Below are 24953 nucleotides of genomic sequence, written 5' to 3'. Positions count from 1 at the left end.
AACCTGGCAACATTACTCGAGTTGCGCTTAATCAAGTATATACAAAACTGCTGCCATCGCATACCAACCATAAGGAGAACTGGATTTCGAAAACAGAGCAACGGGCGAACACCTTAATGCAGAACCAGTCGCGACAATGACGGGGGATGCACTGACTTGCACAATCAGAGGAGGTTTCCATGCGACAACTGACCACAGACCATTTATCCAAGATTCTCGCCGATCATGGCCCACCGTGCATTTCCATCTATCAGCCGACCCATCGGCTTCGCCCCGACAATCTGCAGGATCCTATTCGCTATCGCAATCTCCTCTCCGCAGTTGAAGAGTCTCTTCGCCGCCAGTATCCGGCCCGGGAAATTCAGGCGCTTCTCACACCATTCCAGCAACTGGCCAATGATGAAGAATTTTGGCGCCTGCGGACCGAAGGCCTTGCAATCCTTGGTGCCCCCGGAGTGTTTCAGATTTTCGAGCTGCAGCGACCGGTCAAAGAGACCGTGACAGTTGCGGACAGCTTTCATGTCAAACCGCTGCTCCGTATTCTCCAATCCGCTGACCGTTTCCAGATTCTCAGCCTCAATCGTCACAGGGTCAAACTGTACGAGGGGAATCGCGACGCTATTGATCCGGTTGAACTGACTTCGATACCGACAACCATTACCGAGGCCCTGGGGAATGAGCTGACCGAACCGCACCAGACCGTCGCCTCCTACGGCATGGAAGGCGGCAGCGGCAAAGCCATGTTTCATGGTCATGGTTCGGCTAACGAAGAGGTCGATATCGATATGGAACGATTTTTCCGGGTCGTTGACCGGAATATTCTCGAGCACCACTCACGCCCCTCCGGCCTGCCGTTAATGCTGGCCGCCCTCAAGGAATACCATGGTCCTTTCCGCCAGATCAGTCGCAATCCCCTCTTGATGAAAGAAAGCCTTCAGGTCAATCCTGAGGCATTAAACCTTGAACAACTGCGCCTGCAGGCCTGGAAAAAGATCGAGCCACTGTATCTGCAACGGTTGGCCGAACTGGTGGCAACCTATGAACTCGCCCTGTCCCGGCAGATGGGGACCGACGATATCGAGGAGGTGGCCGCCGCTGCTGCTGCGGGTCGGGTTGGCAGCCTGCTGGTCGATGCCGACCGGGAAGTTGCCGGCAGTGTGGATCCGGAAACGGGTCAGGTGACCTTCAGTGCTCCCGGGCAACCTGCTACGGGCGACATCCTGGATGACCTGGCGGAACTGGTGTTTAGAAAAAAAGGTGCGGTGGTGGTCGTTCCCAACAACCGGATGCCCACGGCCACTGGCGTTGCCGCTACTTATCGCTACTAGACCCACGGAACTGGACACAGATGGAACCGGAATCCATCCTTGATCAATGATTCCGTTTCATAACCAAAAAAAGGAGGAAACCATGCAGAATAGAACCAGGAACGGCGGCTGGAGCCCCTACCTGGCAGGAGCCCTTCTGGGCCTGCTTGCAGTGCTTTCGGTCTACGCAACCACTCAATTGTTGGGCAAAACCAACTATCTCGGTGCATCCACTACTTTTGTGCGCGCCGCCGGCTATCTCGGACAGATGTTTTCCGCCGAGCATGTTGCCGCCAATGAATATTTTCTCAAAACCAGAGTGGTAGTTGACTGGCAGTTCATGCTTATCACCGGCATCTTTATTGGTGCGTTGATTTCATCTGTTTCTGATCGAAGTTTTCGTTTTGAGGCTGTGCCACCCACGTGGCAGAAACGTTTCGGTCCCTCTACTGGCAAACGGGCCTTGGGAGCATTCTTTGGCGGTATAGTCGCCATGGTGGGAGCTCGCATGGCTGACGGTTGTCCGAGCGGGCACGGTCTCAGTGGCATGATGCAACTGTCGGTGAGTGCCTTTGTGTCTTTACTGATGTTTTTTTCCGTCGGCGTGGTGGTTGCGGCATTTGTCTATAAAAGGAGGTCGTGATGGGTATGGAACAATGGTTGGGATTGCTGACCGGAATAGCCTTTGGTTTTTTACTCCAGAAGGGACGGGTCCTGCGCTTTGACAAACAGGTCGGTGCCCTGCTCCTCAAAGACATGACCATTTTCAAATTCATGCTTTCGGCCATTTTGGTGGGGATGATCGGTATTCTTTTCCTGGCCGATCAGGGCATCATTTCTTTAAGTCATAAGCCGATGAATGTCGGTGCCATTTTGATTGGCGGGGCTCTTTTCGGTGCCGGTTGGGCTGTCATGGGGTTCTGTCCCGGCACCTCTGTGGGGGCATTGGGTGAAGGCCGCTGGCATGCTCTTTTTGCCATCCTCGGCATGATAGCAGGAGCCGCTCTCTTTGCTGAACTCTACCCTTTCTTCCAGTCCACGGTGTATGCCTGGCAAGATTTCGGAAGAATTGGCCTGCCGGAAACAATCGGGTATTCCCCTTGGATAATTGTTGCCGTCCTTTGGGGAATCGTCATCGCCATGTTTTTGTTTTTTGAAAAAAAAGGCCTGTAAAACCTTCATCGCCTTCCCATTTCTTTTGCCTGAATCCGAAGGGCGGCTGGTGAAGAATTTCTTCAAGGATTCTGCTGTAATTATAATATGATTACAGCAAGATGTACCCACAATAAGAGTCCAGCCGTCACGGACTCAGGCCTTGGTAAACGGTTTCACCGGAGGCAGGGACAAGACTGCATGACCTGGAACCTGTGGAACCGTTTACCATCATGTATATGGAGACAGGCAGGCTGTCGGGCTCAGGTATCCCTGTGCACGGCAATCTGATCGTCCGCAGATGTATCAATCAAGCACTGGTGAACGGTTGCCTTCTCTCCTGACCAATACCAAGAGAGGCTGTTCTCCTGGCGGACCAGCTTCTCTCTTGCCACTCTGCTGTTTTGTTCCACTGTCCTCCATGCATCGCTACGGTTTTTTAAATATTTTTTATATCCAATAATTATTTAAAATCCCTATATTGCCTCTGGCTGCTCATCAGCGTACAGTACTGCAAAAAGCGTTTTTTTCGGGGGACAGTATTCATACGCCTTTGTAGAACGAGGCGTTTGCGGGCATCCCGGTCTTCATCCCTTTTTAAGAAGGTGAAACTCCCTGTTGCCTCCTTTCCTTGAGTGCTCCTGATAAACCAGAAATTGATCGCGGAGAATTGTATGTTTTTCCAACCCATCAAAAAGAATATTAAAAGCATGGCGGTCCAGCCCAATCTGACCGACTACACCACGATCCGGGCCGAATTTTCCTGGGAAGCGGTGCGTCGGGAACTGAGCGGGCTACCCGGCGGCCAAGGCCTGAACATTGCTTACGAGGCCGTTGACCGCCATGCTGAAGGACCTGGTCAGAACCGGATTGCCATCCGCTTTCTTGGCAAGGACGGCGGTGTCAGCGATCTCTCGTATGGCGACCTCAGAGATCGCTCCAACCGCTTTGCAAATCTGCTCCGGTCCTTGAAGGTCGATAAGGGTGATCGTGTTTTCTGGTTAGCCGGCCGTATCCCTGATCTCTATCCGATCTTTTTTGGCACTCTCAAAAACCTCAATGTCTTCTGCCCACTTTTTGCCGCCTTTGGACCGGAGCCTGTGCAACAACGACTGGAACGAGGCAACGCCCGCATCCTGGTCACCAATCGCAAACAATATACCAAAAAAATAGCGCCCCTTCTCAACCGACTGCCGGAGCTTCGCTATATTCTCCTGGTCGACAGTACGGAAGATATCAATGAACAGGTTCTTTCTCTCCCCCGCCTGATGGCCGAAGCTGCGGATATGTTCACGATTCCACCCACCGATCCCGAGGACATGGCTATTCTTCATTTCACCAGCGGCACCACCGGGTTACCCAAAGGTGCGGTGCATGTCCATAACGCGGTGCAGACCCATTTCATTACCGGCCGCTATGTCCTTGACCTGCACCAGGATGACATCTACTGGTGTACCGCTGATCCCGGCTGGGTAACCGGCACCTCGTATGGGATCATTGCACCCCTGCTCCACGGGGTGATATCCATTGTTGATGAAGCCGATTTCGAACCGGAGCGCTGGTATCGTATCCTCCAGGAGCAAAAAGTTACGGTCTGGTACACGGCACCAACCGCGATCAGGATGCTGATGCGCGTTCCTGAGGAGCTGCCCGGAAAATTCGATCTTTCGTCTTTACGGCTGGTACACAGTGTCGGTGAACCTCTCAACCCTGAAGCCGTTCTCTGGGGACAGAAGGTACTGGGCCTGCTTATCCATGACAACTGGTGGCAAACGGAAACCGGTGGCATCATGATCGCCAACTACGCCGCCCTCGAGGTACGTCCCGGTTCTATGGGATTGCCCCTGCCGGGGATTGAAGCCGCTATTCTCACCCATCTCGATGCCGAATCCGTGCGGGTGGAAGAATCCGATGTGGAGGGGGAACTGGCTCTGAGGCGAGGCTGGCCATCCATGTTCCGTGCCTATCTCCACGATGAAGAACGCTACCAGAAATGCTTTGCCGGAGAATGGTACCTCACCGGTGACCTTGCCCGCCGCGATGCGGATGGGTATTACTGGTTCATCGGGCGAGCCGATGACATTATTAAAACGGCTGGACACATGGTCGGCCCTTTTGAGGTGGAAAGCTGCCTCATGGAACATCCGGCCGTCGCCGAGGCCGGGGTGATCGGCAAACCCGAATCCACAATTGGTGAACTCGTCAAGGCCTTTGTCGTTCTCAAGGCCGGGTATAAGGCCACTGATGAACTGAGTCACGAGTTGATCGGTTTCGGACGTGGTCGACTGGGTTCGGCAGTGGCCCCCAAGGAGATCGATTTTGTCGATAACCTGCCGAAAACACGCAGCGGAAAAATAATGCGCCGTCTGCTCAAGGCCCGGGAACTGAACCTGCCTGTTGGGGACACCTCCACTCTCGAAGGGAGCACAACATCATGACGACACTCGATAAAAAACACGCGATCCGATTATTACGGCAGATGCTGCTTATCCGCCGTTTTGAGGAAAAATCGGCGGAAATGTACAGTGCTACCAAGATTCGTGGCTTTCTCCATCTGTACATCGGTGAAGAGGCGGTGGCGGTTGGGGTCATGGCGACACTCACCCCGGAAGACGCGGTGGTTGCCACCTATCGGGAACATGGTCAGGCCCTGGCACGGGGTATGAGTGCTGACAGTATCATGGCTGAGATGTTCGGTAAGAAAGAGGGGTGTTGCCTTGGCCGGGGAGGATCGATGCATCTCTTTGATGCGGCTACCCGTTTTTACGGCGGTAATGCCATTGTCGCCGGCGGTCTGCCCCTGGCGGTGGGTCTGGCCCTGGCTGACTCAATGCAAGGCCGCAACAGGGTGACCTGCTGTTTTTTCGGGGACGGTGCCGTTGCTGAAGGTGATTTCCATGAATCCATGAATCTGGCCTCCTTATGGCGACTGCCGGTTCTGTTTTTATGCGAAAACAATCTCTATGCCATGGGCACCGCTCTCCGCTACACCCAGGCCAATCAGGATATCGCCGCCAAGGGGCCCTGTTACGGAATGGCGTCGGCGGTCGTGGATGGTATGGATGTGATGGCCGTTGAGGAGGCAGCACATGCCGCGGTCAGTCACATTCGTAGCGGACAAGGTCCGTATCTGCTTGAGTGCCGCACCTATCGTTTCCGTCCCCATTCCATGTTCGATACCGAACAGTACCGTACCAAAGCAGAGGTGGAGGAATGGAAAAAACGCGATCCCATTGAATTGCTGGCCGAACGCCTGACTGAAGCCGGCCTGTTCAATAATGAGGAGCGACAAAGTCTTGAACAGGACGTCAGTGCAGAGGTGGAGGCCTCGGTGGCCTTTGCCGAGGCCGGCACCTGGGAGGCAGTTGAAGACCTGACCCGTTTTGTCTATTCGGAAAGGAGGAAGGTATGAACCAACAGACAGCTCTGCGAACTATCACCTATCGCGGGGCGGTGCGGGAGGCGTTGTGCGACGCTCTGCGCCGCGACGAACGGGTCTTTCTCATGGGCGAGGATGTCGGCCATTACGGCGGGTGTTACGCGGTCAGCAAAGGTATGCTGACTGAGTTCGGTCCGGAACGAATCCGCGATACCCCTTTGTGTGAATCAGGATACGTCGGTGCCGGCATCGGTGCCGCCCTTGGCGGCATGCGGCCGATCGTCGAGGTGATGACCGTCAATTTCAGCCTGCTGGCTCTGGATCAGATCGTCAACAATGCCGCCACCCTGCTGCATATGTCCGGCGGCCAGTTCAACGTGCCCCTGGTGATCCGCATGGCCACTGGCGCCGGCAAACAGCTGGCAGCTCAGCATGCCCACTCCTTTGAAGGTTGGTACGCCCACATTCCTGGCATTCGTGTTTTGTCGCCGGCCACGCTGGAGGACGCCCGGGGCATGCTCTGGACCGCCCTGGAAGATCCAGATCCGGTGCTTATCTTTGAAAACAATACCCTCTACAACATGGAAGGTACCCTGGCCGAAGACGCTGGTCCAGTGAACATCGATCACGCAGCGGTTCGGCGGCCCGGGCGCGATATCACCCTGATCACCTACAGCGCCAGCCTATTCAAATCCCTTGATGCCGCTGAGATCCTGGCCAGGGACGGGATCGAGGTCGAAGTGATCGATCTGCGAACCCTGCGGCCTCTGGATGACGCCACCTATATTGCTTCGATCGCGAAAACCCACCGAGTGCTCATCGTCGACGAAGGCTGGCGCAGCGGCAGCCTCTCCGCCGAGATATCGGCCCGGATCACCGAACAGGCCTTTTATGAGCTGGATCTGCCGGTGGAACGGCTCTGTACCGCCGAGGTCCCCATTCCCTATGCCGGTCACATGGAAGAAGCCGCGCTTCCTCAGGTCGATACAATTGTCGCGATTATTCGGAGGATGATGGATAATGGGTGATTTTTGCATGCCCAGTCTGGGCGCGGACATGGAAACTGGCAAGCTGGTGGAGTGGGTGGTGGTCCCGGGACAGCGAGTCCGACGCGGCGATATCGTCGCCCTGGTCGAAACCCAGAAAGGTCTTTTTGAAATCGAAATTTTTGCTGACGGGATTATGGGGGAACCACTGGTCCAGGCCGGCCAGACCGTCCCTGTCGGCACTGTACTGGCCCATTTTCAGAGCGATCAAGAATCATCTAGGACCGACGAGGACCTGATCATTCCACCGCCGCCCGTTGAGCAGCAACCATCGGTCCCGGAAGCCTCATCGGAAGTGTTGCCGCCGACACCCCAGGTGAAGCCTGTGCTCGGTCGCATCGCCTGCTCACCCTCGGCCCGGAGACTGGCCATGGAGCTGGGGGTGGATCTGGCAAACGTCCAGGGCACTGGTCCAAACGGAGCCATCCGGCGCGAGGATATCGAACAGGCGGCCCAACACCAGAAAATCGAACAAGAGGACGATGCTCCGGGTCGGGGGCTGCCCCCTGAGACAACGGCCGATGAAACACCCGGATCAGCAATGCGGCGGGCGATCGCAGCTGCCGTCAGTCGCTCCAACCAGGACATTCCCCACTATTATCTGGAGACAGACATCGACATGAGCAGGCCGCTGCAATGGCTGGAGGAGGAAAACCGCAAACGCTCCATGCGGGAACGTATTCTGCCCGTGGTTCTGCTCCTCAAGGCTGTTGCCAAGGCCTTGCATGATGTCCCTGACCTGAACGGCTTCTGGCAGGAGGACCGATTGCAGCCTAAGACGGATATCCACATCGGTTTTGCTGTCGCCCTGCGCGATGGCGGCCTGATCGCCCCTGCCATCCATCATGTCGGCACACGGAACCTTGACGACCTGATGCAGGCCATGGCCGATCTCATTGAACGGACTCGGGCGGGCCGGCTGCGAAGCTCGGAAATGACCGACTCCACCATTACCGTCACCAACCTTGGCGACCGGGGTGTCAAAACCGTTTTCGGGGTTATCTACCCTCCCCAGGTCGCCCTGGTCGGTCTGGGGCGTATCAGCGAGCGTCCCTGGGCCGAAAACGGCATGCTGGGGGCGCGCCGATGCCTGACCGCCACTCTGGCCGCCGACCACCGCGCCACCGACGGTCACAAGGGGGCGCTGTTTCTTGATGCCTTTAACCGCCACCTGCAGCATCCGGAGGCTCTATGAACCAGGAGCAATTGCAAACGATCATTTTTGCTGAACTGAAAACCATCGCTCCGGAGAGTGATCCTGCCGAACTGAGTCCGGATGAAAATATCCGTGAAGCGCTGGATATCGATTCCTACAGTTTTCTCAAGGTCCTCGTCGGTCTCAACGAACAGACCGGGGTCGACATTCCGGAAGCGGACTATGGTAAACTCTCAACCCTGCAGGCGATGACAGAGTATCTTGCCGCCCGCATCCGCTGAGGACCATTTTTTTTCGGTCCGCTTGCTTCTTCACCGAATATATCGTGAGCCCATAGCGCTGTGCCATGCGTATAATTGACACGATCTCCCAGGGACCGCTTGCCTACAGCCAGGCCCTGGCGCTGCAGGAACAACTGGCCGCGGCCATCGTTTCGGGCCAGGCAGAGGAAACCCTCCTGCTGGTGGAGCATCCTGCCATCTATACCATCGGTCGTGGCGGCAAGGTGAGCAATTATCTCGACCCAAACCTGGCCGTCGAACGCGTCAACCGGGGTGGTGATGTCACCTGGCATGGACCGGGGCAAATGGTGGGGTACCCGCTTGTCAACCTGGGGCACCGCGGTCGCGACCTGCACAGCTGGCTCCGTTTTCTCGAAGAAGTTCTTATCGATCTCCTTGCTCTTTTCCGGATCGTGGCCTACCGACAAAGTGGAGCGACCGGTGTCTGGACAGACCAGGGCAAGATCGCTTTTATCGGTATCGGCGTTCGCCGCTGGGTGAGTATGCACGGTTTTTCCTTGAATGTCTGTCCGGATCTGCGGGCCTTTCAGCACATCAACCCGTGTGGTATCAAAGGCTGCCCGGTCACCTCGATGACCAGGGAAGCAGCAGCGCCGCCATCGATGGACGAGGTCCGATTAGAGTTGAAAAAAATGTTTGCACCGCTTATGAACAAACGGCTACCCAAATCGGCTCAGGGGTTGTGTTGACCTATTTGAAGACAATTCAACGAGTTACTTTTCATCCACATACGAGTTTTTATTCGAATCGCGAGGCGCGCCGGCGAAAACAACCGCAGGCATGGAGGTCCTTCACTCGGATACACGGAAAACAATGGAACCGCACACTGCTCCCAATACCTCGGAAAACAGAGACGAACAAGTTTCCACCGAAGCAGTACCACCGCAAGATCCACAACCAGCCGCGAAAAGCCCGACCAGCGAGGCAGAGACCGTGTGCCAACTGGCTGCGGGTCTGGCCGGTGAAATCGATCCTGATCGCCGCAACCTGCATGTTGAACTGGACAGCTCCCTGGAACGCGATCTCGGCTTCGACAGCCTGACCAAGGTTGAGCTGCTGGCCCGAATGGAAAAGACCTTAGGGGTGTCCCTGGGAGAAGAAGTCCTGGCCACCGCGGAGACCCTGCGGGACCTGGTTCGGGCCGCCGGCCGCGGGTCGGCACGGGCCGAGTTCATACAGGAACGCATTCCGATAACACCTCCTGAATCGATCCAGTCGCAGACAACCATCGCCGATGATGCCCGAACCCTGATGGACGTGCTCCACATACAGGCATCCAGGTCTCCGGATCAGGTCCACTTGCTGCTGACCGGCGGAGACAATGAACCAACTCCTCTGACCCATCGCCAACTCCTTGACCATGCTAATAGCGTGGCCTCTGGTCTGAGGGAACGGAATCTGCAGCCCGGAGCCAACATTGCCCTGATGCTCCCCACCGGACTGGAGTATTTTTTCAGTTTCTTTGGTATTCTTCTCGCTGGTGCTGTACCCGTCCCATTGTATCCCCCGGTGCGCCCCTCCCAGTTGGAGGACCACCTGCGCCGCCACCTTCACATTCTCAACAATTGCCAGGCCCAGGCCCTGGTCACCGTTGCCGAGGCGAAACCAGTGGCCAGGCTCCTTAAAGCCCAGGTGGCAACGCTTGAACAGGTCGTTACGGTCACCGAACTGCAGGAATCCGACAGCACCATTGTTCAGACACCGAGCCTGCCCGAAGATACCGCTTTTCTTCAGTACACTTCGGGCAGCACCGGCATCCCCAAGGGTGTCATTCTCAGCCATGCCAACCTGCTGACCAATATCAGGGCCATGGGCCGGGCCATCAGCGCCGGTCCGGATGATGTGTTCATCAGCTGGCTGCCACTTTACCACGACATGGGATTGATCGGAGCCTGGCTGGGCAGTTTGTATCATGGCTGCAGGCTGGTCATCATGCCCCCCCTCTCTTTTCTCGCCCGCCCGGACCGTTGGCTCTGGACCATCCACCATCACCGCGGCACCTTGGCTGCTTCACCCAATTTCGGCTACGAACTCTGCCTCAATAGAATCGATGCCCGCACACTTGCTGGTCTGGACCTCAGCTCCTGGCGGCTTGCTTTCAATGGTGCCGAACCGGTGAGCCCGGAAACCGTCACCCGCTTTAACGAGCGTTTTGCTGCCTATGGATTGCGACCTGAGGCCATGGCGCCGGTTTATGGCCTGGCTGAAAATACTGTTGGCCTGGCTTTTCCTCCTCTCGGTCGAAAGGTGTTAATCGATCGTATTCAGCGTCAACTTTTGATGAACAACGGTCAAGCCATCCCCGCCGGCAACGATGATCCCAATCCGCTGCGTTTTGTCGCCTGCGGTCGTCCACTCGCTGGGCATCAGGTCCGGATCGTTGATGACAGCAATCAGGAACTGCCTGAGCGCCACGTGGGCCGTTTGCAATTCCGAGGACCTTCGGCCACCAGCGGCTATTTCCGTAATCCCCGGCAAACCGCAGCTCTGTTCCATGGTGATTGGCTCGATACCGGTGACCTGGCTTATCTGGCTGACCAGGACATCTATCTCACCAGCAGGGTCAAGGATATTATTATCAAGGGTGGCCGCAATCTTACCCCCTATGAACTGGAGGAGGCTATTGGCGCCATCGAGGGTATCCGTCAGGGGTGTGTCGCTGTTTTCGGGACCACAGACAAAACCACAGCCACCGAAAAACTTGTTGTTCTGGCCGAGAGCCGCAGTCAGGATACCGAAAAACAGGCGGCCTTGAAAAACCAGATCATCAACCTCGCTGTGGATATCCTCGGCTTGCCTCCTGATGAAGTGATTCTGGCCAGACCGGGCACTGTCCTTAAGACGTCCAGCGGCAAGATTCGCCGGGCGGCCAGCCGGGAACTCTACGAGCAAGGGATGATTCATCGACCTCCCCGGGCTCTCTGGCTGCAATTCATCCGTCTGACCGCAAGCGGTGTGCTGCAGCAAGTCAACAGATGGCTGCAGCGGGGGATCAAGGCCTGCTATTCCGTCTATTGCTGGCTGCTGTTCGCGATCATGGCGGTGGCTTCGGCGCCGCTTGTTTTCCTGTTGCCGGGGAGCGGTCTCCGCCGACGGGCTGCTCGCGCTGTCGCCCGCCTTCTGGTTCGTCTCACCGGCACCAGAATATCGGTTCATGGTCTTGAAGAGGTCATGACCGAAGAACCGCTGGTTCTGGTTGCCAATCATCAGAGCTATGTGGACAGTGTTATTCTGATGGCGATATTGCCGGAGCGATTCAGGTTTGTCGCCAAGGCTGAACTGGCCGGCAATCCCGTATTGCGCCCAATATTGAACCGGCTTGGTGTTGTTTTCGTCGAACGCTTCGAAAACAGGAAGGCCATTGAGGATGCCCGCCGTCTCAAAGAGTTAGCCGGGGCAGGACACTCCTTTTTCTTTTTTGCGGAGGGCACGTTTCAACGCATGTCCGGTCTGATGCCTTTCCGCATGGGCGCCTTCTTCATTGCAGCAGAAAACAATATGCCTGTGGTCCCGATCACTATCCGAGGCACCAGGAATATACTGCGCGCCGAATCTCTATTTCTGCGGCCAGGACCAGTCCACCTGTTCATAGGATCACCGCTCAAAGCCCACGGTTCCGGTTGGAACGCAGCCCTGGCTCTGCGTGACGAGACCCGCAAGCAGATTCTGCTTCATTGCGGCGAACCTGACTTGGCAAGCGGCGGTTCGTGACTATTAAACGTGCCTGAATCCGTGAGCGTTCGTCCGTGCGTCAGCTTTATTGTCTGTAACCGTTCGATTAAAGTAAACTTTATCGGACGGTTACAGACAATAAAGCTGGCGTGCGGACGGACGCCCCGAAGGGCGGCTGGTGAAGGGAATTATCAAGGATTCTTCTATAATTATAAGGTGATTACAGGAATATATACTATTAATAAGCGTCCAGCTGTTACGGATTCAGGAAGTGGTCAGTTTACGGAACCATCACGATATTGACAGGGAGAGACAAAGCGTGAAGGCAGGATACGCACCCAAAAACAGCAGTGATACCGCCATCGCGGTTGCAGCGATGTCATTGCCCGATCTGTTTCGTCAGCGCTGCCAGAAGACGCCGGACGCTGTTGCCTACCGGCAATTTGATCGGCTTGCCGGGATCTGGCGCGGGTACACCTGGCAGGAGGTGGGGAATGAAGTCAGTCGCTGGCGCAATGCTCTACGTCGGACCGCCATGCAACCCGGTGACCGGGTCGCCCTCTGGATGGCCAATAGTGTCGCCTGGGTCTGCTGCGAACAGGCAGCTCTGGCAGAAGGCCTGGTCGTAGTCCCCTTGTACGCCAGAGATAACCCGGAAAACTTGACCTATATCCTCAACGATTGTTCCTGCAGTCTCCTGGTGGTGGACCATAGCGAACAATGGGGGCAATTACTCGACTGCGGGCAGAAAATGACTGCTCTGCAAAGGGTGATCTGTCTTCAGGAAACAGACGAGAGTGTCAACCTGGATATTCTCCAATCCGCGGTGCAGTGGCTCCCTGGTAAGCAGCCTGAGGAGCCGGTTCCCGGCACGGAACTGAATATACAGGCACACGATCCGGCCACCATAGTCTACACATCCGGTACCACTGGTCTGCCCAAAGGCGTGATGCTTTCCCATGCCAATATCCTGAGCAATTGTCGGGCTGTGCTTGATGTCCACCCGGCCCGACCCGACGACATATTCCTCTCGTTTCTGCCCCTGTCCCATTCTTTTGAACGAACTGTCGGCTACTATATTCCAATGATGGCGGGTTGCTGCATCGCTTACTGTCGCTCCATTCAGGAACTGGCGGAGGATTTACAGGTGATCCAACCGACTGTTCTTATCTCTGTTCCCAGAATCTTCGAAAAAATATCAGCGCGCATCCAGGAACAACTGAACGAAAAAGGCAAAATGGCGCAATTGTTGTTCGCCGCAGCCGTCAAGATCGGCTATCGTCGTTTTCTTACTGATCGTGCCCGGACACAAGCGAGGATAACAGACCGTCTCTTCTGGCCGGTACTCAAACGGCTGGTGGCCGACAAAATACTGCGGCGCTTTGGTGGTCGTCTCCGCCTGGCCGTTACCGGCGGTGCTCCTCTGCAGGTCGAACTCTCCCGTCAATTTATCGGTCTTGGCCTGCCTTTGGTCCAGGGGTACGGCCTCACCGAAGCGGCACCGGTGGTCAGTGCCAACCATGAACATGACAATCGTCCGGAATCCGTTGGACCGCCGCTGCCCGGGGTGGAGATCCGCCTCAACGAGGAAGGTGAATTACAGGTGAAAAGTCCCGGGGTCATGCTGGGGTACTGGAACAATGAAGAACAGACCCGGGAATCGCTGGACAGCGAAGGCTGGCTGAAAACCGGCGATATTGCCCGGGTTGAGGATGGATATATCTACATTATCGGCCGGAGCAAGGAAATTCTGGTCACTTCCACCGGAGAAAAAATAGCTCCAGTCCCTCTGGAAATGACCCTGGAGCAGCACCCCTTGATTGAGCAGGCAATGGTGGTGGGGGAAGGAAAACCTTATATCATTGCCCTGCTGTCTCTCGATGTCAAAGCCTGGCAGCAGCAGGCAACCGGACTCGGTCTGGACCCGAACAGCGCCGAAGCGCTGCATGATCCAACAGCCAGAAGCACGGTCCTGGCGACGGTGTCCGGACGTCTCCACAAATTTCCAGCCTCGGCGCAGATCCGCGGTGTTGTTCTCACCACGGAGAAATGGAGTATTGACAACGGCCTTCTCACTCCGACGTTGAAATTGATCCGTAACCGCATAGCAACACGATACGCAATGGACATTGAATCCGTCTACCAGCAACACCATGGGCGCGCCAGGACTACAACGTAAGAACACCGTCCACTGTTCCAGTTACCAGGTCATGCAGCCTTATCCGGCATCCGATGAACGATTACTCATCCCTGGATCCGTGAGCGCTCGTCCGTGTGTCAGCTGTATTGTCTGTGACCGTTCGATTCAAGGACACTGTATCGGGCGGTACGAGCAATGAAAATGGTCACTTTTCTTGATATCGAATCCAACAGCACCAGGCAACAGGTGCTGTTGGAACTATATCGTCCTATTATCGGGCAGATGTGAGCGAAAAGAACGAAGCGGAGCCTCGCGATGACCAGGGATTGTCCCAAAAGCAAACACAGCACGGCAAGCGTCCCGGTATCTGTTGTGGTGCGTAAAGGTCTGGCAACTGATTTTATTGATATAGAAAATTTTGTTGCGGACGCGATTTCCAAGACCTATTACCGTGACGATCTGCAAAGTGACGAACTCCAATCCCATGATGATCTGGTGAAATCCGCCCCCGAGTCTTTGACCAAAGCCCTCGCAGCCGATGACCAGAAGGTCTTCGTCGCTGAGGTGTCAGGTGATCTGGCCGGCTTTCTGGTGCTCATCAATCTGCGGGCCGAGGCACCGGAACTGGACTGGTTCATTGTGGCCAGGAAATTTCACGGCAAAGGAATCGCACAGGCCATGATGGACGTTGCCCTGGCTTCGCTTTCCAGGTATAAACAGGTGCGGCTTGGTGTCATTTATTACAACACAAGGGCTCAGAATTTTTACAAAAAATATGGATTCTCCGATACGGGCCAGATAATGGGCAGCTACCTGATTCCAAGAATCCTGATGGTCCGCGTCAACAGTACAGCAACCTGACAGAGGAAAGACAGCCAGATGCGGCCTGCCTGCGCTCCACATTGCGTTTTTTTTCGACCCTATCTCTATGAACGTTTCTGGCTGTGAGTTCTTGCGATGATCATGGACGTAAAAAAAAAGTGGTCTGCCTTATTCACCCCTCTGATATTCTTAGCCTGCACTGTCAATGCGGAAACCAACTCGGCTGAACAACCCATTCCGGTGGCCGGTAATGGTGAAGTCCTGGTTGTGAGTTCAGAACAGGAAGCAGAGACCGAAAAAATATGGGATGTTTGGCACTCCCTGGTTTCTTCGGCCGTGGCAGATTCCATCGACAGCATTGATCAATTTTTCGGTGATGACCGATTTGATGATGAAAACCGTCGCTCCCGCCTGTTCACAGGCATAGGTGTCAAATACGAACAGGAAGAGGGCTTTTCACTGGTCACAGACCTTTCTCTCCGGATCGCCCTGCCGCGGCTGGAGAACCGCCTGCTGTTTTTTGTTGATGGATTTGTCATCGACGATGACCCCGACAGCATCAGTTACGTTTTTGAAACGGCCAAGGAGTCGGATTCAGACGTGGGGCTGCGTCGCATTTTCTCAAGGGATGAGTTCCGATCTCTCAATACCGACATCGGCATTCGCCTGGGCAGCACCTCCCAGGTCTTTGGACGAGTGCGCGGGCGACTTTTAATCCCCATGGATCTGTGGCAGTTACAGCTCAGTCAGCGGGTCACCTGGTTCACATCGGATGGACTGGTGACAACCAGTGAGGTCCGCTTTGACCGCCCAATGGCAAACGACTACCTGTTCCGCAGCACCACCAGCCTGACCTGGGAGGAAAATGAAAGTGGTTGGACCCCGGAGCAATCACTGGCCCTGTTCAAGGAACTCAGTCCGCGCCGGAGTTGGCGGTTGGTCCTCGCGGGTACCTGGCCGGAAAGCCCCCATACCACGGCAGCGAATTATTCCACCATCTTAACCTATCGCCAGCGTCTCCACCGGGATTGGCTGTTTCTCGATATTGCCCCAGGAGTAGAATTTCCCCAGGAAAATAATTATCATGCCAACGCCTTGATCACCGCTAAATTCGAAGTTATCTTCCGGAAAAGATAATCAAAAAAGAGCTGAAACGTCCTGTTCTGCCGTCCATCCAGTACGGTCTTCCAAGCGCTTTATCCAACCTCCTGAATCCGTGCCGGCTGGTGCAAGGTATTGTCAAGGGTTTAGCTGCAATTATAACTGATTAAAGCAAGATATGTCCAAAACATGCGCCCAGCCGTCACGGATTCAGGAACCTGCCACATGGACCAGGCCAGCCTGCTCCGGTCGCTTTGCCGACCTGTCTGCCTTGCCTCGCTCTAAGAGATTGATTATATTATAACGCTGAAGGTCAACACAACCCATTGGTACATCACTGTTTTCAGGAGGAATATTCGGAATGAAACGAATCATGTTATTTCTGCTCACCAACATCGCTATTCTCATTGTCTTGAGCATTGTTCTGCGCCTGCTCGGGGTAGACAGAATCCTTGACGAAAGTGGAACAGGTCTGAATTACGCTAATCTGCTGGTCTTTGCCGCGGTTTTCGGTTTTGGCGGCGCGTTCATTTCCCTGGCCATGTCTAAATGGATGGCCAAGCGAATGACCGGCGCCCAAGTCATCACCACACCCCGGAATCAGACCGAGACCTGGCTGCTGGAAACCGTCAAGAGACAGGCCGCCCATGCCGGTATCGCCATGCCCGAAGTGGCTGTGTACAATTCCGATGCCCCCAATGCTTTTGCTACCGGCATGAATAAAAACAACGCCCTGGTAGCGGTAAGTACCGGATTAATGCGACTCATGAACGTGGACGAAGTCGAGGCTGTTCTGGCCCATGAGGTCAGCCACGTGGCCAACGGTGATATGGTCACCCTGACCCTGATCCAGGGTGTGGTCAACACCTTTGTCATCTTCATCTCCAGGGTCGTCGGCCATTTTGTCGACAGAGTTATTCTCAAAAACGAACAAGGACATGGAGTGGGGTATTTCGTCACCACTATTGTCGCCCAGATTGTCTTTGGTATTCTTGCCAGTGTCGTTGTTCTCTGGTTCAGTCGTCAGCGGGAGTTCCGGGCCGATGCCGGCGCGGCACAACTGGCCGGACGGGACAAAATGATTGCCGCTCTGGAAAAACTGAAACGAGGGGCCCAGGAACCCCTGCCGGAGCAGATGGCCGCCCTGGGTATTAACGGCAAACCTTCAGGCCATGGCTGGAAGCTGCTCTTCATGAGCCACCCCCCGCTGGAAGACCGGGTTGCAGCCCTGAAAACACAAAATATCCGCTAAGTTCCATTCAATATATCGAAATCAAACCAAGGCCGTCCGTGGCAGTATGCTGGACGGCCTTGAGTTTTCTGCTGCCCATCAAGCCACAGTCATTTCCTCCACCTATTTCCCCCACCTTTTTATGGCTCAGTCCAATCTACTCCGCGGAACAGCAGGCTGATTGGCACACCTTAACATTTGTCCGTCAACCTGATCGTCCACAGATGGAGTGCTGGTGAACTCGAATCGGCCCCCCTGCCTCACTGTTTGTTCGCCTGTTCCGGCCACATCGCCCAGAGTGACGAGAGGCTCTGCTGCAAGCGCTCCTGCAGCTCTGACCACACCTCTCCACCCTGTAGCGGCCATTTCTGGTTCACTTCCAGCTCCAGTCCGAGATAGACAGTCGCGGGAAAACATCGGCGTAATGCGGTGACGAAGGCATCGGCTGTGCCGCGATAGGGGTAGTTGCGCCGTATTCGAAACCGTTCCTGCTTCTCTGCCAGCAGGTTCTGCCACAGACTGCAGAAACGCCTTTCCAGAGCCCGGCGCGGATCGTACAGCAGGCCGATATCGGTCTGGCGCACCTCGCCCTTGAGTTCCGGGGTAAAACTGTGCAGCGAGATATGACAGACCGCTCCGCCGGCCGCGACTATCCCCTTGATCCGCTCCGTCACCTCCTGCCTGAAGGGAAAATAATAGCGCTCCAGCAACTGGCGCCGTTCTCTTGCCGGCAGGTCTCTGCTGAACTCAGAAAAAAGCCCTGGGTGACCTGGGGAGCGGTTGAGTTCAACCAGCAACCGGGTCACCTCGGCCATGGTCAACGATACGCCAAAGGCCCCTGCCAGTCGCCTGGCAAAGGAGGCAATACCGAGATCGTAGCCGCGATGGGTGGAAAGCACCTCCTCGGCGGCATCGAACAAGTCCGCATATTCCGGTGGCACCTGATTGCCCCCATGTTCGCAGGAAAAGATCAACTGCCAACCGGCACTCTTATGCAAACAACACTCCCTGCTCAAGACAATCAGCGAGCCGTCGGTAGAGGTGGTGCAAATCCTTTCGTCCGAAGCCTGGCGGCAGAGCCCTGAGCATGCGCTGCGCCAGTGAACCTTGTTCGAGGATCTGCCGTAGAGGGGCACGATACACATACGGTACCTCGTCTTCCACCGCTGAAAAGAGATACCGCCACAACGAAGACACCGGCAGACGGCCAACGGTGTGCCCGAAACAGGCCAGATAGTCGGGCGCGGCGATGATCTCGTCCCCGCCATGCTGCAGGACGCGGACGAGCAGTTCAGCCAGTGGCTCGGTACCTATCTGCTGCTGATCATGAAGCGAACGCCAGGTTTCGCGGCAGAGGGCGCGGATCACGGCACAGACCAATGCGGCGATGGCCAGATCAGCCAGCGGGCATTCCTGCAGATCGAGCAGCCGGATTTCGATGGCGCCACGTTGAAAACGCGCTATGGCACCGCGCGAATTCAGCCATTCATCCTGCAGAATCCCTTGCGGATCATAGGGCGCGATCGCCGCATAACTGCGCTGGAGAATCTGCTCCTCGTAGTCTTTTTGGGAAAAAACCGGCTCCGGAATGATCTGCCCGGCGATCTGTGGAATCATATGTTGGTTATGACCGTAGAACTCCAGGCGGTTATCCAGCAGTCCGTTCGCCCCACCACCGTAGACTGGTGAACTGGCGGCCAGCGCCGGTAACAGCGGCAGCACCAGACGGATTGCCGCATGCAGGCGACCGAACTCTTCGTCACCGCGGAACGGCAGGTTGATGTGCATGCTCTGCAGGTTCGACCAGCCATGCCCGCGGCAGTCGAAGATCCGGTTGTAGGCCGCGTAGATCGGACTGTTGTCGTGCGGCCAGAGGACTGTTTCGCGATGCGGGTCCATCCAGGGGTGCATTGCCGTGCCAAGCAGTCTGGCATGCATACCCTGTAACCGTTGATTGATCTGCGCGACACCATCCTGAAAAACCGAAGCCAGGCCGTCGAGTGACCGGGCCGGGCCATTGGTTTTCAATTCGACCACATGCAGTACCAGTTCGTTTGACCAGCACAGCGGTCCGACCTCGACCTCGTTGACGATTCCGCCGGCCGCCTGCTCCAGCAACAGATCTGTCACCGGTCGGATATCAAGCGAATCACGATCAACGATCATATATTCCAGTTCGATGCCGTAGCCTGCAAACAGTTGCAGACACTCCGCTTGCCTCATACCGGCCACCCCTCCTTACGCCGTTCGACCCGGCGCAGCATCACCCGCATAATCCGTAAATAGAGATCTTCTTTCAGCACCTGATCTTCGACACCACCGTCAAGACTCGGGTTGTCATTGACCTCGATGACGTAGACCTTTTTACCGACCTGCTTCAGGTCAACCCCGTAGAGTCCGTCTCCGATCAGGTTCGCCACCTTCAGAGCGGTTTTGACCACAGCGGTCGGCACATGTTCAATGGGCAGGGTTTCGAACTTCCCTTCGTCGTTTCTGACCCCGTTGCTGTCATGGCTGAGGATCTGCCAATGCCCCTTGACCATGTAGTAGCGGCAGGCGTACAGCGGTTGCCGGTCAATCATGCCGATTCGCCAGTCATAATCGGTCGGCAGGTATTCCTGCGCGATGATCAGCTCCGACTTGTCGAGCAGTTTATTGACCGCTTCCTTGAGCGCCGCTGCTTCCGTGACCTTGACCACCCCCTGTGAAAAAGAACTGTCCGGCTGCTTCAGCACCACCGGCAATCCGATCGCCCCGGTCACCTGATCGCGGTTGTCACGATGAACGATCAAGGTCCTGGGGGCCGTGATTTTATTGCGCTCCATCAACTCGGCCAGAAAGACCTTGTTGGTGCATTTGAGGATCGACTCGGGGTCGTCAATGGCGATCAGCCCCTCAGCCACAGCCTTGCGGGCAAAGCGGTAGGTATGATGATTGACGCTGGTCGTCTCGCGGATCAGCAGGGCATCGAACTCCCCGAGCCGGCTGAAATCGTCGCGGGTGATGAACTCAGTGGAAAAACCGACCCGCTCAGCGGCTCGAACAAAACGTTTCAAGGCTTTTTCATCCGACGGCGGTTCGGCCTCGGCTGGATTAGTCAGGATCGCCAGGTCATAGCGACGACTGATCTTGCGGGTAACCCGTCGGCGTTTGCCGGAGAAATAATCCTGGGCCACGGTGACCACGAATTCCCGATGCTCTTCGGCAATATCGCTGGCACCGATAACCCGCATGTTTGCCAGGGTCCACTTGCCGTTTTTACCACCGAGCACGAAATAAGCCCGCAGCAGTGGCGCCTGAAACAGGCTGAAGAGCTGGGCGGCCAGTCGGTCATAGCGCTTGGCAACATTCCGGCCAAAATAGATACTGAGGACGAATTCCTTTGACTGGATATGGGCCAGGCTTCTTTGAATCAGCTCCTGCAGATCGTCCGACGCAATCCGCATGATCGTCTGTGATTTGAGATCCTGGACCGCGGTGACGCTGGGGCGTGGTTTGTGGCCGCGGGCCGCGGCCAGCAAGGAAACATAATAACCGCTGCTCTGATACCGATAGGAACGGCAAAGGTTGTAGACCTCCGCCTTTTTCAAGGCCTGATACCCCGGGTCGGTCAGATAGGCGCGTGCCGTGATCCGTTCGACCCCGGCGATCTCAACGGGCCACTGCGCCGGATCATCGACGACGATCAGGATGGGTCTGGGCATTTTGTTTCCCCCTTGCAGGCTGAATAATCAACAGGTTGGCATCATAGGTCAATACTCCCAGCAAAATCGCGTTAATCACCCTGTCCATGCTTGCTTCATATTTCCGTGATCCGGTTAGGGGGTTGCTCTGTAAGGGATCAGCGACATGCACCAGGCGCTGCTGCTGATCGTATCCATGCAGCACGACGAAATGTCCGGACGGCTCCCCGCGGATGTCGTCATAATCGCACTTTGGTCCATATTCGCGGGGGCTTCGATACAGGTAAGTGGCTGACAGTCCAGTGATGATCGGCGTCCCCTGATTGAGAAAGGCGCGCAGCAGTCTGCCGTTTAAATCCTTGGCCCGCAGCTCTCCGCCCAGCTCAAGAAACTGCAGATAGGCGCTGGTGGCAATCCGCAACTTTTCATCCGGCTTGTACCGAGCCTGGGCTTTCAGCTTTTCAGCCAGGGCCGTTGGCGACAAGGAAGCCCAGGTCGGATCGAAGAGCTGCAGTTTATAGGTGTAAATAGTCGCCCGGTAGCCGCGCTCCAATGCATGGCAGGCAAGCAGCACAGCGAGCGTCCCCCCTTCTTCGAGCATTGATACTTCGGCAATCGTCTGCTCGAGACTGATCGGATCCTGGTAAAAGCGATAGATTGCATGCAGACAGGTCGGGCCGCAGGTAATCTCATCCGGTTGGGGGGCTATTTCAAAAGGAACCAGCGATTTCATCATTTCCGAAAACACTCACAACGGGCAAATGACGGGTCACCCTATACAGATTGCATTTAAAAATGATGCACATACCGCAAAGTCACCCGCTCACCTTCGGTGCGAAACTCGGCACTCGACTCCTTGAAGGCGTTGATGAACAGGTGCTGCTTCTGGTTGAAGTGCCAGACCAGCCCGGGACCAATGGCAAGGACCTTCTCCCGTCCATCGATGGCGTTTCCGTTGACTTCGTTGTCGGTCGTTTGTTTGAACCAGTAACCGTTGATCCCGAGGCGCAGGTGATTGGGAATAACTTCATAGGCCGTGGTAAAGTTGGCATGGACCGCCTGACCGGGTTGGAACCCGGTATCATCATTCTCATCGTTCCACAGGTAATGCAGGCGCCAGGACACAGTCCAACGAGGAGTCAGGAAAACGGTCGCCGCCCAGTAGGGGTTAAAAGAAAAATGATTGCTGCTGGGATTGATGGCTACGTTTTCATCATAACTACCAGTCGGAAAAATCATCTGTAGTTCAATGCGATGCATGAACACCGGGCCGTTGGCACCCATGATCGGATCCCACTGTAGATAGGGACCGATGAGCAGGTCTCCTATGCCGCTGTTGGCGGATAATCCCGAGGCATCGTTCAGGTCGAAGCTGGCGATCGGCAACATGACGTTCATCCCCCACTTGCCACCAAGCAGCAATTCCTGGTCGGACTGGTAGAGCAGTTGCGTCAGACTGACCCAGACATCTATTTCGGCGGTCGGCGGGCCATCGACGAATTCATCAGCGGTGTAATACTGCAGGTACTGCTGGAAATAGAACCCGGGGCCGGCCGGTGGACCACCATCGACGAAACTGGTGAACCCGAGGTTCACTGACGGCTGGCCATAGCACCAGCCGCTGGTCGGCAGGGCAACGACGACAAAGGACAGCAAACTGACCGCGACAATAAATTTTTTCATTGGCAACTCCTGTTGAAATGGAATAACAAGTGGATAAAATCAGGACTTAATGCATCCTGAAAACAACAGACCGGTCGGCACAGCTTCACGTAAAGCGGCATGTTACAAGATGAGCTGCCCCCTGAACAGGCCCCCAAACATTACCGGGGAATGTGCCAGGGAAATACAGTTGATTAAGGGGTCAAGTCTACTTTTGTTAAGGGGTCAAGTCTATTTTTGGCCTTTTTTCAGCTTTTCCCGGACCTCATCAAGATGTTTCCGGACCATCCGATCTTTTTTCATGCGTGACTTCAACCGCTCCACCGCACTGCTGACCGTGCTGTAGTTCTTCATGCCGAAATATTTCCCTACTTCGTTCAAGGTTGAATGACCCAGAAGGCGGACAAGATAAACAGCCATGTCCCGGGGAAGGTTTTCCCGGCCTCGCCGGGTAACGGTCAACTGTTCTCTCTCGACCTGGAAGTGATCACACACCTCGCGGATAATCTCTTCCGCTGTTGGGGCCAGTATCCGGGATTCAGGTATCTCTTCATGAAAGCACAGGTGTTGAAACTTCTCTTTCAACCAATCCTTGAATGCATCTCCACCTAACACGGAGGGAAGGTTTTTCAATGAGTAGAAACGTTCAATTTCCTCCGAGGTATCCTTGGAGACAAAGTCTTCATAGGCCGCCCTGCGACCGCTCTTTTTTGCACAGAGCATGGTCAGCAGGACATCCTTGTCCAACCACGCCCATTTCTTTGCCGCGGAGAGATATCCATGGTGACTGCTCCAGGTCACCTCATCCATTTCCTCTACCAGTCCGGCACGCAGAGGATTTCTGTGGATATACCGTAAAACTTCAAGAAGGTGACTGTCCGCTTCCACTAGCACGGCCTTATATCTGCCCCGGAATAATTGACCGTCTGTCTTATGCTGGCGATTGAATCGCTGGGTATAGATACCGTTGATATGTCGCATGCACCGTGAGATATTGCCTTTCGGCGTATTGACCAGCAAATGATAATGGTTGGGCATCAGGCAATAAGCGGAGATCTTGATATGCCAGTTTTCCGATGCCTCCTGAAGAATTTTGATGAAATTATCATAATCTCCCCGGGTCAGAAATATCTCCTCCTTTCTCCTTCCACGGTTCATGACATGATACCATGCGCCTGGGTATTCTATTCGTAATGGTCTAGACATAATCTATATTTGTACCATGCTTCATCAAAATAGCCAAAAGAAGACTTGACCCCTTTACATGACCCCTTTACATCTGACCCCTTTACATCCTTGTCATCCCGGCGTTATTTCATCCATTCCTGGGGGTATGTTCACCAACTGTAAAGAGCGCATCGAGTACATTGATGGACCCTGCCTCGCGTGCAATCGCCGCCGCAGTCCTTCCCTCACCATCAAGCAAGCCTGGTTCCGCCCCGTTACTCAACACGCTCTCAGCCAGCGGCAGGTTGTCGTTATGCGCGGCAACATGCAGCAGCGTGTCGCCATGCAGGTCGCGCTCGTCGATGTCCCAGCCGGCGGCGACCAGCATTTGGAGCAGGATCTTGCCCTGCTCATAGTGTTTCCACTCAATGAAGCGGACAACCAGCTCTCTCAGTAACGGAGGACCGTCTGTTTGCGGGGTCACACCGTGCTCCAAAAGGACAGGCACAAGGGCAAGGGCGGCCTCGGACCGAAGGTGATAGTGCAGGACTGTGAATCCGTCTTGGTCCGCAGCTTTCGGGTCGGCGCCGTGCTGCAGCAGGAAACCAGCAACGTCACTGTCAAGGGCACACATAAGCGGGGTTCGACCCAGTTCATCCGCGATGTCAATATTCATCCCATGGCGGACCATTGCGCCAAGGAATCCAAGATCCCCCTGCGCCACGGCATCGCAAACGTCTTCGGCACGGTTGGGGTCGTGCTGGCCGTAGAATCGCCACTCCGATGTGGCAGCGCCGGCCAGCCTTTGGCCCGCACAAGGCCCGAATGCGCGATCTGCGCTCTTCTGCTGGTCACGACTTGTTGTCGTGGCATGGTCTTGAATTGTTTCGCCCGCCAGAGCCATCTCCGCTGCCATCGGGGTCATGCGGATGTTGCCGCTCCCGCTATCCGTTTCTGCAAAGGAACTTGTGGGGTAGAAACCCAAAAGCGCTACTGCAACAATTCTGATCCATCGTGCAGCCATTGGGAAGTCAATGAAACGCATGCCATTACCTCGAGCGGCTAATTGCATCGGGCCTGGCGCATCGACACCTGCATCAAGCGCCAAAAGGCCTTGGCCGATCTGCATTTTC

Annotated in this window: 21 protein-coding genes; 14 read left to right on the top strand and 7 right to left on the bottom strand. The window is 55.4% G+C overall.

The features are described 5' to 3' along the window. The first annotated feature begins 179 nt into the window (after positions 1 to 179). The 14 genes from JWG43_RS10835 (at position 180) to htpX (ending at position 17329) form a co-directional block, all read left to right on the top strand. Positions 180 to 1328: a baeRF3 domain-containing protein gene (locus tag JWG43_RS10835; RefSeq protein ID WP_205242944.1), complete on the top strand. Its 1149-nt coding sequence runs from the start codon at positions 180 to 182 to the stop codon at positions 1326 to 1328. Between the two features lie 46 nt (positions 1329 to 1374). Then, entirely contained in the window at positions 1375 to 1950 is a 576-nt protein-coding gene (locus JWG43_RS10830; protein ID WP_275888457.1) for a YeeE/YedE thiosulfate transporter family protein, read from the top strand. Further along, positions 1950 to 2480 (top strand): DUF6691 family protein, encoded by a 531-nt coding sequence (locus tag JWG43_RS10825; RefSeq protein WP_205242942.1) that lies wholly within the window; start codon positions 1950 to 1952, stop codon positions 2478 to 2480. Before JWG43_RS10830 ends, JWG43_RS10825 begins: the two co-directional genes overlap by 1 nt. Before the next feature lie 653 nt (positions 2481 to 3133). After that, the gene (gene acsA, locus JWG43_RS10820; RefSeq protein ID WP_205242941.1) at positions 3134 to 4897 is read left to right on the top strand and encodes an acetate--CoA ligase; all 1764 of its coding nucleotides are present in this window, start codon (positions 3134 to 3136) and stop codon (positions 4895 to 4897) included. Further along, a complete protein-coding gene (pdhA, locus tag JWG43_RS10815) occupies positions 4894 to 5871 on the top strand; it encodes a pyruvate dehydrogenase (acetyl-transferring) E1 component subunit alpha (RefSeq protein ID WP_205242940.1) in 978 nt (325 codons plus the stop codon). Before acsA ends, pdhA begins: the two co-directional genes overlap by 4 nt. Beyond that, positions 5868 to 6866, top strand: a complete 999-nt coding sequence (locus JWG43_RS10810; RefSeq protein ID WP_205242939.1) for an alpha-ketoacid dehydrogenase subunit beta — start codon at positions 5868 to 5870, stop codon at positions 6864 to 6866. Before pdhA ends, JWG43_RS10810 begins: the two co-directional genes overlap by 4 nt. Continuing rightward, a complete protein-coding gene (locus JWG43_RS10805) occupies positions 6859 to 8079 on the top strand; it encodes a dihydrolipoamide acetyltransferase family protein (protein ID WP_205242938.1) in 1221 nt (406 codons plus the stop codon). Before JWG43_RS10810 ends, JWG43_RS10805 begins: the two co-directional genes overlap by 8 nt. Beyond that, a complete protein-coding gene (locus JWG43_RS10800) occupies positions 8076 to 8321 on the top strand; it encodes an acyl carrier protein (RefSeq protein WP_205242937.1) in 246 nt (81 codons plus the stop codon). The genes JWG43_RS10805 and JWG43_RS10800 overlap by 4 nt, the downstream gene beginning before the upstream one ends. A 65-nt stretch (positions 8322 to 8386) precedes the next feature. Continuing rightward, a complete protein-coding gene (gene lipB / locus JWG43_RS10795; protein ID WP_205242936.1) occupies positions 8387 to 9031 on the top strand; it encodes a lipoyl(octanoyl) transferase LipB in 645 nt (214 codons plus the stop codon). A gap of 124 nt (positions 9032 to 9155) precedes the next feature. Next, entirely contained in the window at positions 9156 to 12053 is a 2898-nt protein-coding gene (locus JWG43_RS10790) for an AMP-binding protein (RefSeq protein WP_205242935.1), read from the top strand. Between the two features lie 280 nt (positions 12054 to 12333). Next, entirely contained in the window at positions 12334 to 14193 is a 1860-nt protein-coding gene (locus JWG43_RS10785; protein WP_338033260.1) for an AMP-dependent synthetase/ligase, read from the top strand. Positions 14194 to 14469: 276 nt separating this feature from the next. Continuing rightward, positions 14470 to 15015, top strand: a complete 546-nt coding sequence (locus tag JWG43_RS10780) for a GNAT family N-acetyltransferase (protein WP_205242934.1) — start codon at positions 14470 to 14472, stop codon at positions 15013 to 15015. A gap of 102 nt (positions 15016 to 15117) precedes the next feature. Then, positions 15118 to 16113, top strand: coding sequence for a hypothetical protein (locus JWG43_RS10775; RefSeq protein WP_205242933.1), 996 nt, complete (start codon positions 15118 to 15120; stop codon positions 16111 to 16113). A gap of 325 nt (positions 16114 to 16438) precedes the next feature. After that, complete coding sequence (gene htpX, locus JWG43_RS10770) at positions 16439 to 17329, top strand: protease HtpX (protein ID WP_205242932.1); 891 nt, start codon at positions 16439 to 16441, stop codon at positions 17327 to 17329. Between the two features lie 239 nt (positions 17330 to 17568). Here the strand turns inward: htpX and JWG43_RS10765 are convergent, their stop codons facing one another. From JWG43_RS10765 to JWG43_RS10735, 7 genes are all read right to left on the bottom strand, one after another. Next, positions 17569 to 18306: an N-formylglutamate amidohydrolase gene (locus tag JWG43_RS10765; RefSeq protein ID WP_205242931.1), complete on the bottom strand. Its 738-nt coding sequence runs from the start codon at positions 18304 to 18306 to the stop codon at positions 17569 to 17571. Beyond that, positions 18299 to 19531, bottom strand: coding sequence for a carboxylate-amine ligase (locus JWG43_RS10760; protein WP_205242930.1), 1233 nt, complete (start codon positions 19529 to 19531; stop codon positions 18299 to 18301). Before JWG43_RS10760 ends, JWG43_RS10765 begins: the two co-directional genes overlap by 8 nt. Further along, entirely contained in the window at positions 19528 to 21012 is a 1485-nt protein-coding gene (locus JWG43_RS10755) for a RimK family ATP-grasp domain-containing protein (RefSeq protein ID WP_205242929.1), read from the bottom strand. The genes JWG43_RS10760 and JWG43_RS10755 overlap by 4 nt, the downstream gene beginning before the upstream one ends. Beyond that, the gene (locus JWG43_RS10750) at positions 20981 to 21727 is read right to left on the bottom strand and encodes a C39 family peptidase (RefSeq protein WP_205242928.1); all 747 of its coding nucleotides are present in this window, start codon (positions 21725 to 21727) and stop codon (positions 20981 to 20983) included. Before JWG43_RS10750 ends, JWG43_RS10755 begins: the two co-directional genes overlap by 32 nt. Before the next feature lie 53 nt (positions 21728 to 21780). Next, positions 21781 to 22674: a SphA family protein gene (locus JWG43_RS10745; RefSeq protein ID WP_205242927.1), complete on the bottom strand. Its 894-nt coding sequence runs from the start codon at positions 22672 to 22674 to the stop codon at positions 21781 to 21783. Positions 22675 to 22884: 210 nt separating this feature from the next. Continuing rightward, complete coding sequence (locus JWG43_RS10740) at positions 22885 to 23859, bottom strand: transposase (protein WP_205242926.1); 975 nt, start codon at positions 23857 to 23859, stop codon at positions 22885 to 22887. 109 nt (positions 23860 to 23968) lie between these two features. Then, the gene (locus JWG43_RS10735; RefSeq protein WP_205242925.1) at positions 23969 to 24949 is read right to left on the bottom strand and encodes an ankyrin repeat domain-containing protein; all 981 of its coding nucleotides are present in this window, start codon (positions 24947 to 24949) and stop codon (positions 23969 to 23971) included. Between the last annotated feature and the right edge of the window lie 4 nt (positions 24950 to 24953).

This window comes from Desulfobulbus alkaliphilus, assembly GCF_016918545.1.
GTDB lineage: Bacteria > Desulfobacterota > Desulfobulbia > Desulfobulbales > Desulfobulbaceae > Desulfobulbus > Desulfobulbus alkaliphilus.
This window is presented reverse-complemented; position numbering and strand designations above follow the sequence as displayed.

Excerpts from the sequence above, each read along its gene's own strand:
- JWG43_RS10830 (WP_275888457.1), top strand. The coding sequence starts at position 1,375 with ATGATTCCGTTTCATAACCAAAAAAAGGAGGAAACCATGCAGAATAGA.
- JWG43_RS10810 (WP_205242939.1), top strand. The coding sequence starts at position 5,868 with ATGAACCAACAGACAGCTCTGCGAACTATCACCTATCGCGGGGCGGTG.
- JWG43_RS10825 (WP_205242942.1), top strand. The coding sequence starts at position 1,950 with ATGGGTATGGAACAATGGTTGGGATTGCTGACCGGAATAGCCTTTGGT.
- pdhA (WP_205242940.1), top strand. The coding sequence starts at position 4,894 with ATGACGACACTCGATAAAAAACACGCGATCCGATTATTACGGCAGATG.
- JWG43_RS10780 (WP_205242934.1), top strand. The coding sequence starts at position 14,470 with ATGACCAGGGATTGTCCCAAAAGCAAACACAGCACGGCAAGCGTCCCG.
- JWG43_RS10755 (WP_205242929.1), bottom strand. The coding sequence starts at position 21,012 with ATGCCCAGACCCATCCTGATCGTCGTCGATGATCCGGCGCAGTGGCCC.
- JWG43_RS10745 (WP_205242927.1), bottom strand. The coding sequence starts at position 22,674 with ATGAAAAAATTTATTGTCGCGGTCAGTTTGCTGTCCTTTGTCGTCGTT.
- JWG43_RS10775 (WP_205242933.1), top strand. The coding sequence starts at position 15,118 with ATGGACGTAAAAAAAAAGTGGTCTGCCTTATTCACCCCTCTGATATTC.
- JWG43_RS10835 (WP_205242944.1), top strand. The coding sequence starts at position 180 with ATGCGACAACTGACCACAGACCATTTATCCAAGATTCTCGCCGATCAT.
- htpX (WP_205242932.1), top strand. The coding sequence starts at position 16,439 with ATGAAACGAATCATGTTATTTCTGCTCACCAACATCGCTATTCTCATT.
- JWG43_RS10735 (WP_205242925.1), bottom strand. The coding sequence starts at position 24,949 with ATGCAGATCGGCCAAGGCCTTTTGGCGCTTGATGCAGGTGTCGATGCG.
- acsA (WP_205242941.1), top strand. The coding sequence starts at position 3,134 with ATGTTTTTCCAACCCATCAAAAAGAATATTAAAAGCATGGCGGTCCAG.
- JWG43_RS10760 (WP_205242930.1), bottom strand. The coding sequence starts at position 19,531 with ATGAGGCAAGCGGAGTGTCTGCAACTGTTTGCAGGCTACGGCATCGAA.
- JWG43_RS10790 (WP_205242935.1), top strand. The coding sequence starts at position 9,156 with ATGGAACCGCACACTGCTCCCAATACCTCGGAAAACAGAGACGAACAA.
- JWG43_RS10800 (WP_205242937.1), top strand. The coding sequence starts at position 8,076 with ATGAACCAGGAGCAATTGCAAACGATCATTTTTGCTGAACTGAAAACC.
- JWG43_RS10750 (WP_205242928.1), bottom strand. The coding sequence starts at position 21,727 with ATGATGAAATCGCTGGTTCCTTTTGAAATAGCCCCCCAACCGGATGAG.
- lipB (WP_205242936.1), top strand. The coding sequence starts at position 8,387 with ATGCGTATAATTGACACGATCTCCCAGGGACCGCTTGCCTACAGCCAG.
- JWG43_RS10805 (WP_205242938.1), top strand. The coding sequence starts at position 6,859 with ATGGGTGATTTTTGCATGCCCAGTCTGGGCGCGGACATGGAAACTGGC.
- JWG43_RS10740 (WP_205242926.1), bottom strand. The coding sequence starts at position 23,859 with ATGTCTAGACCATTACGAATAGAATACCCAGGCGCATGGTATCATGTC.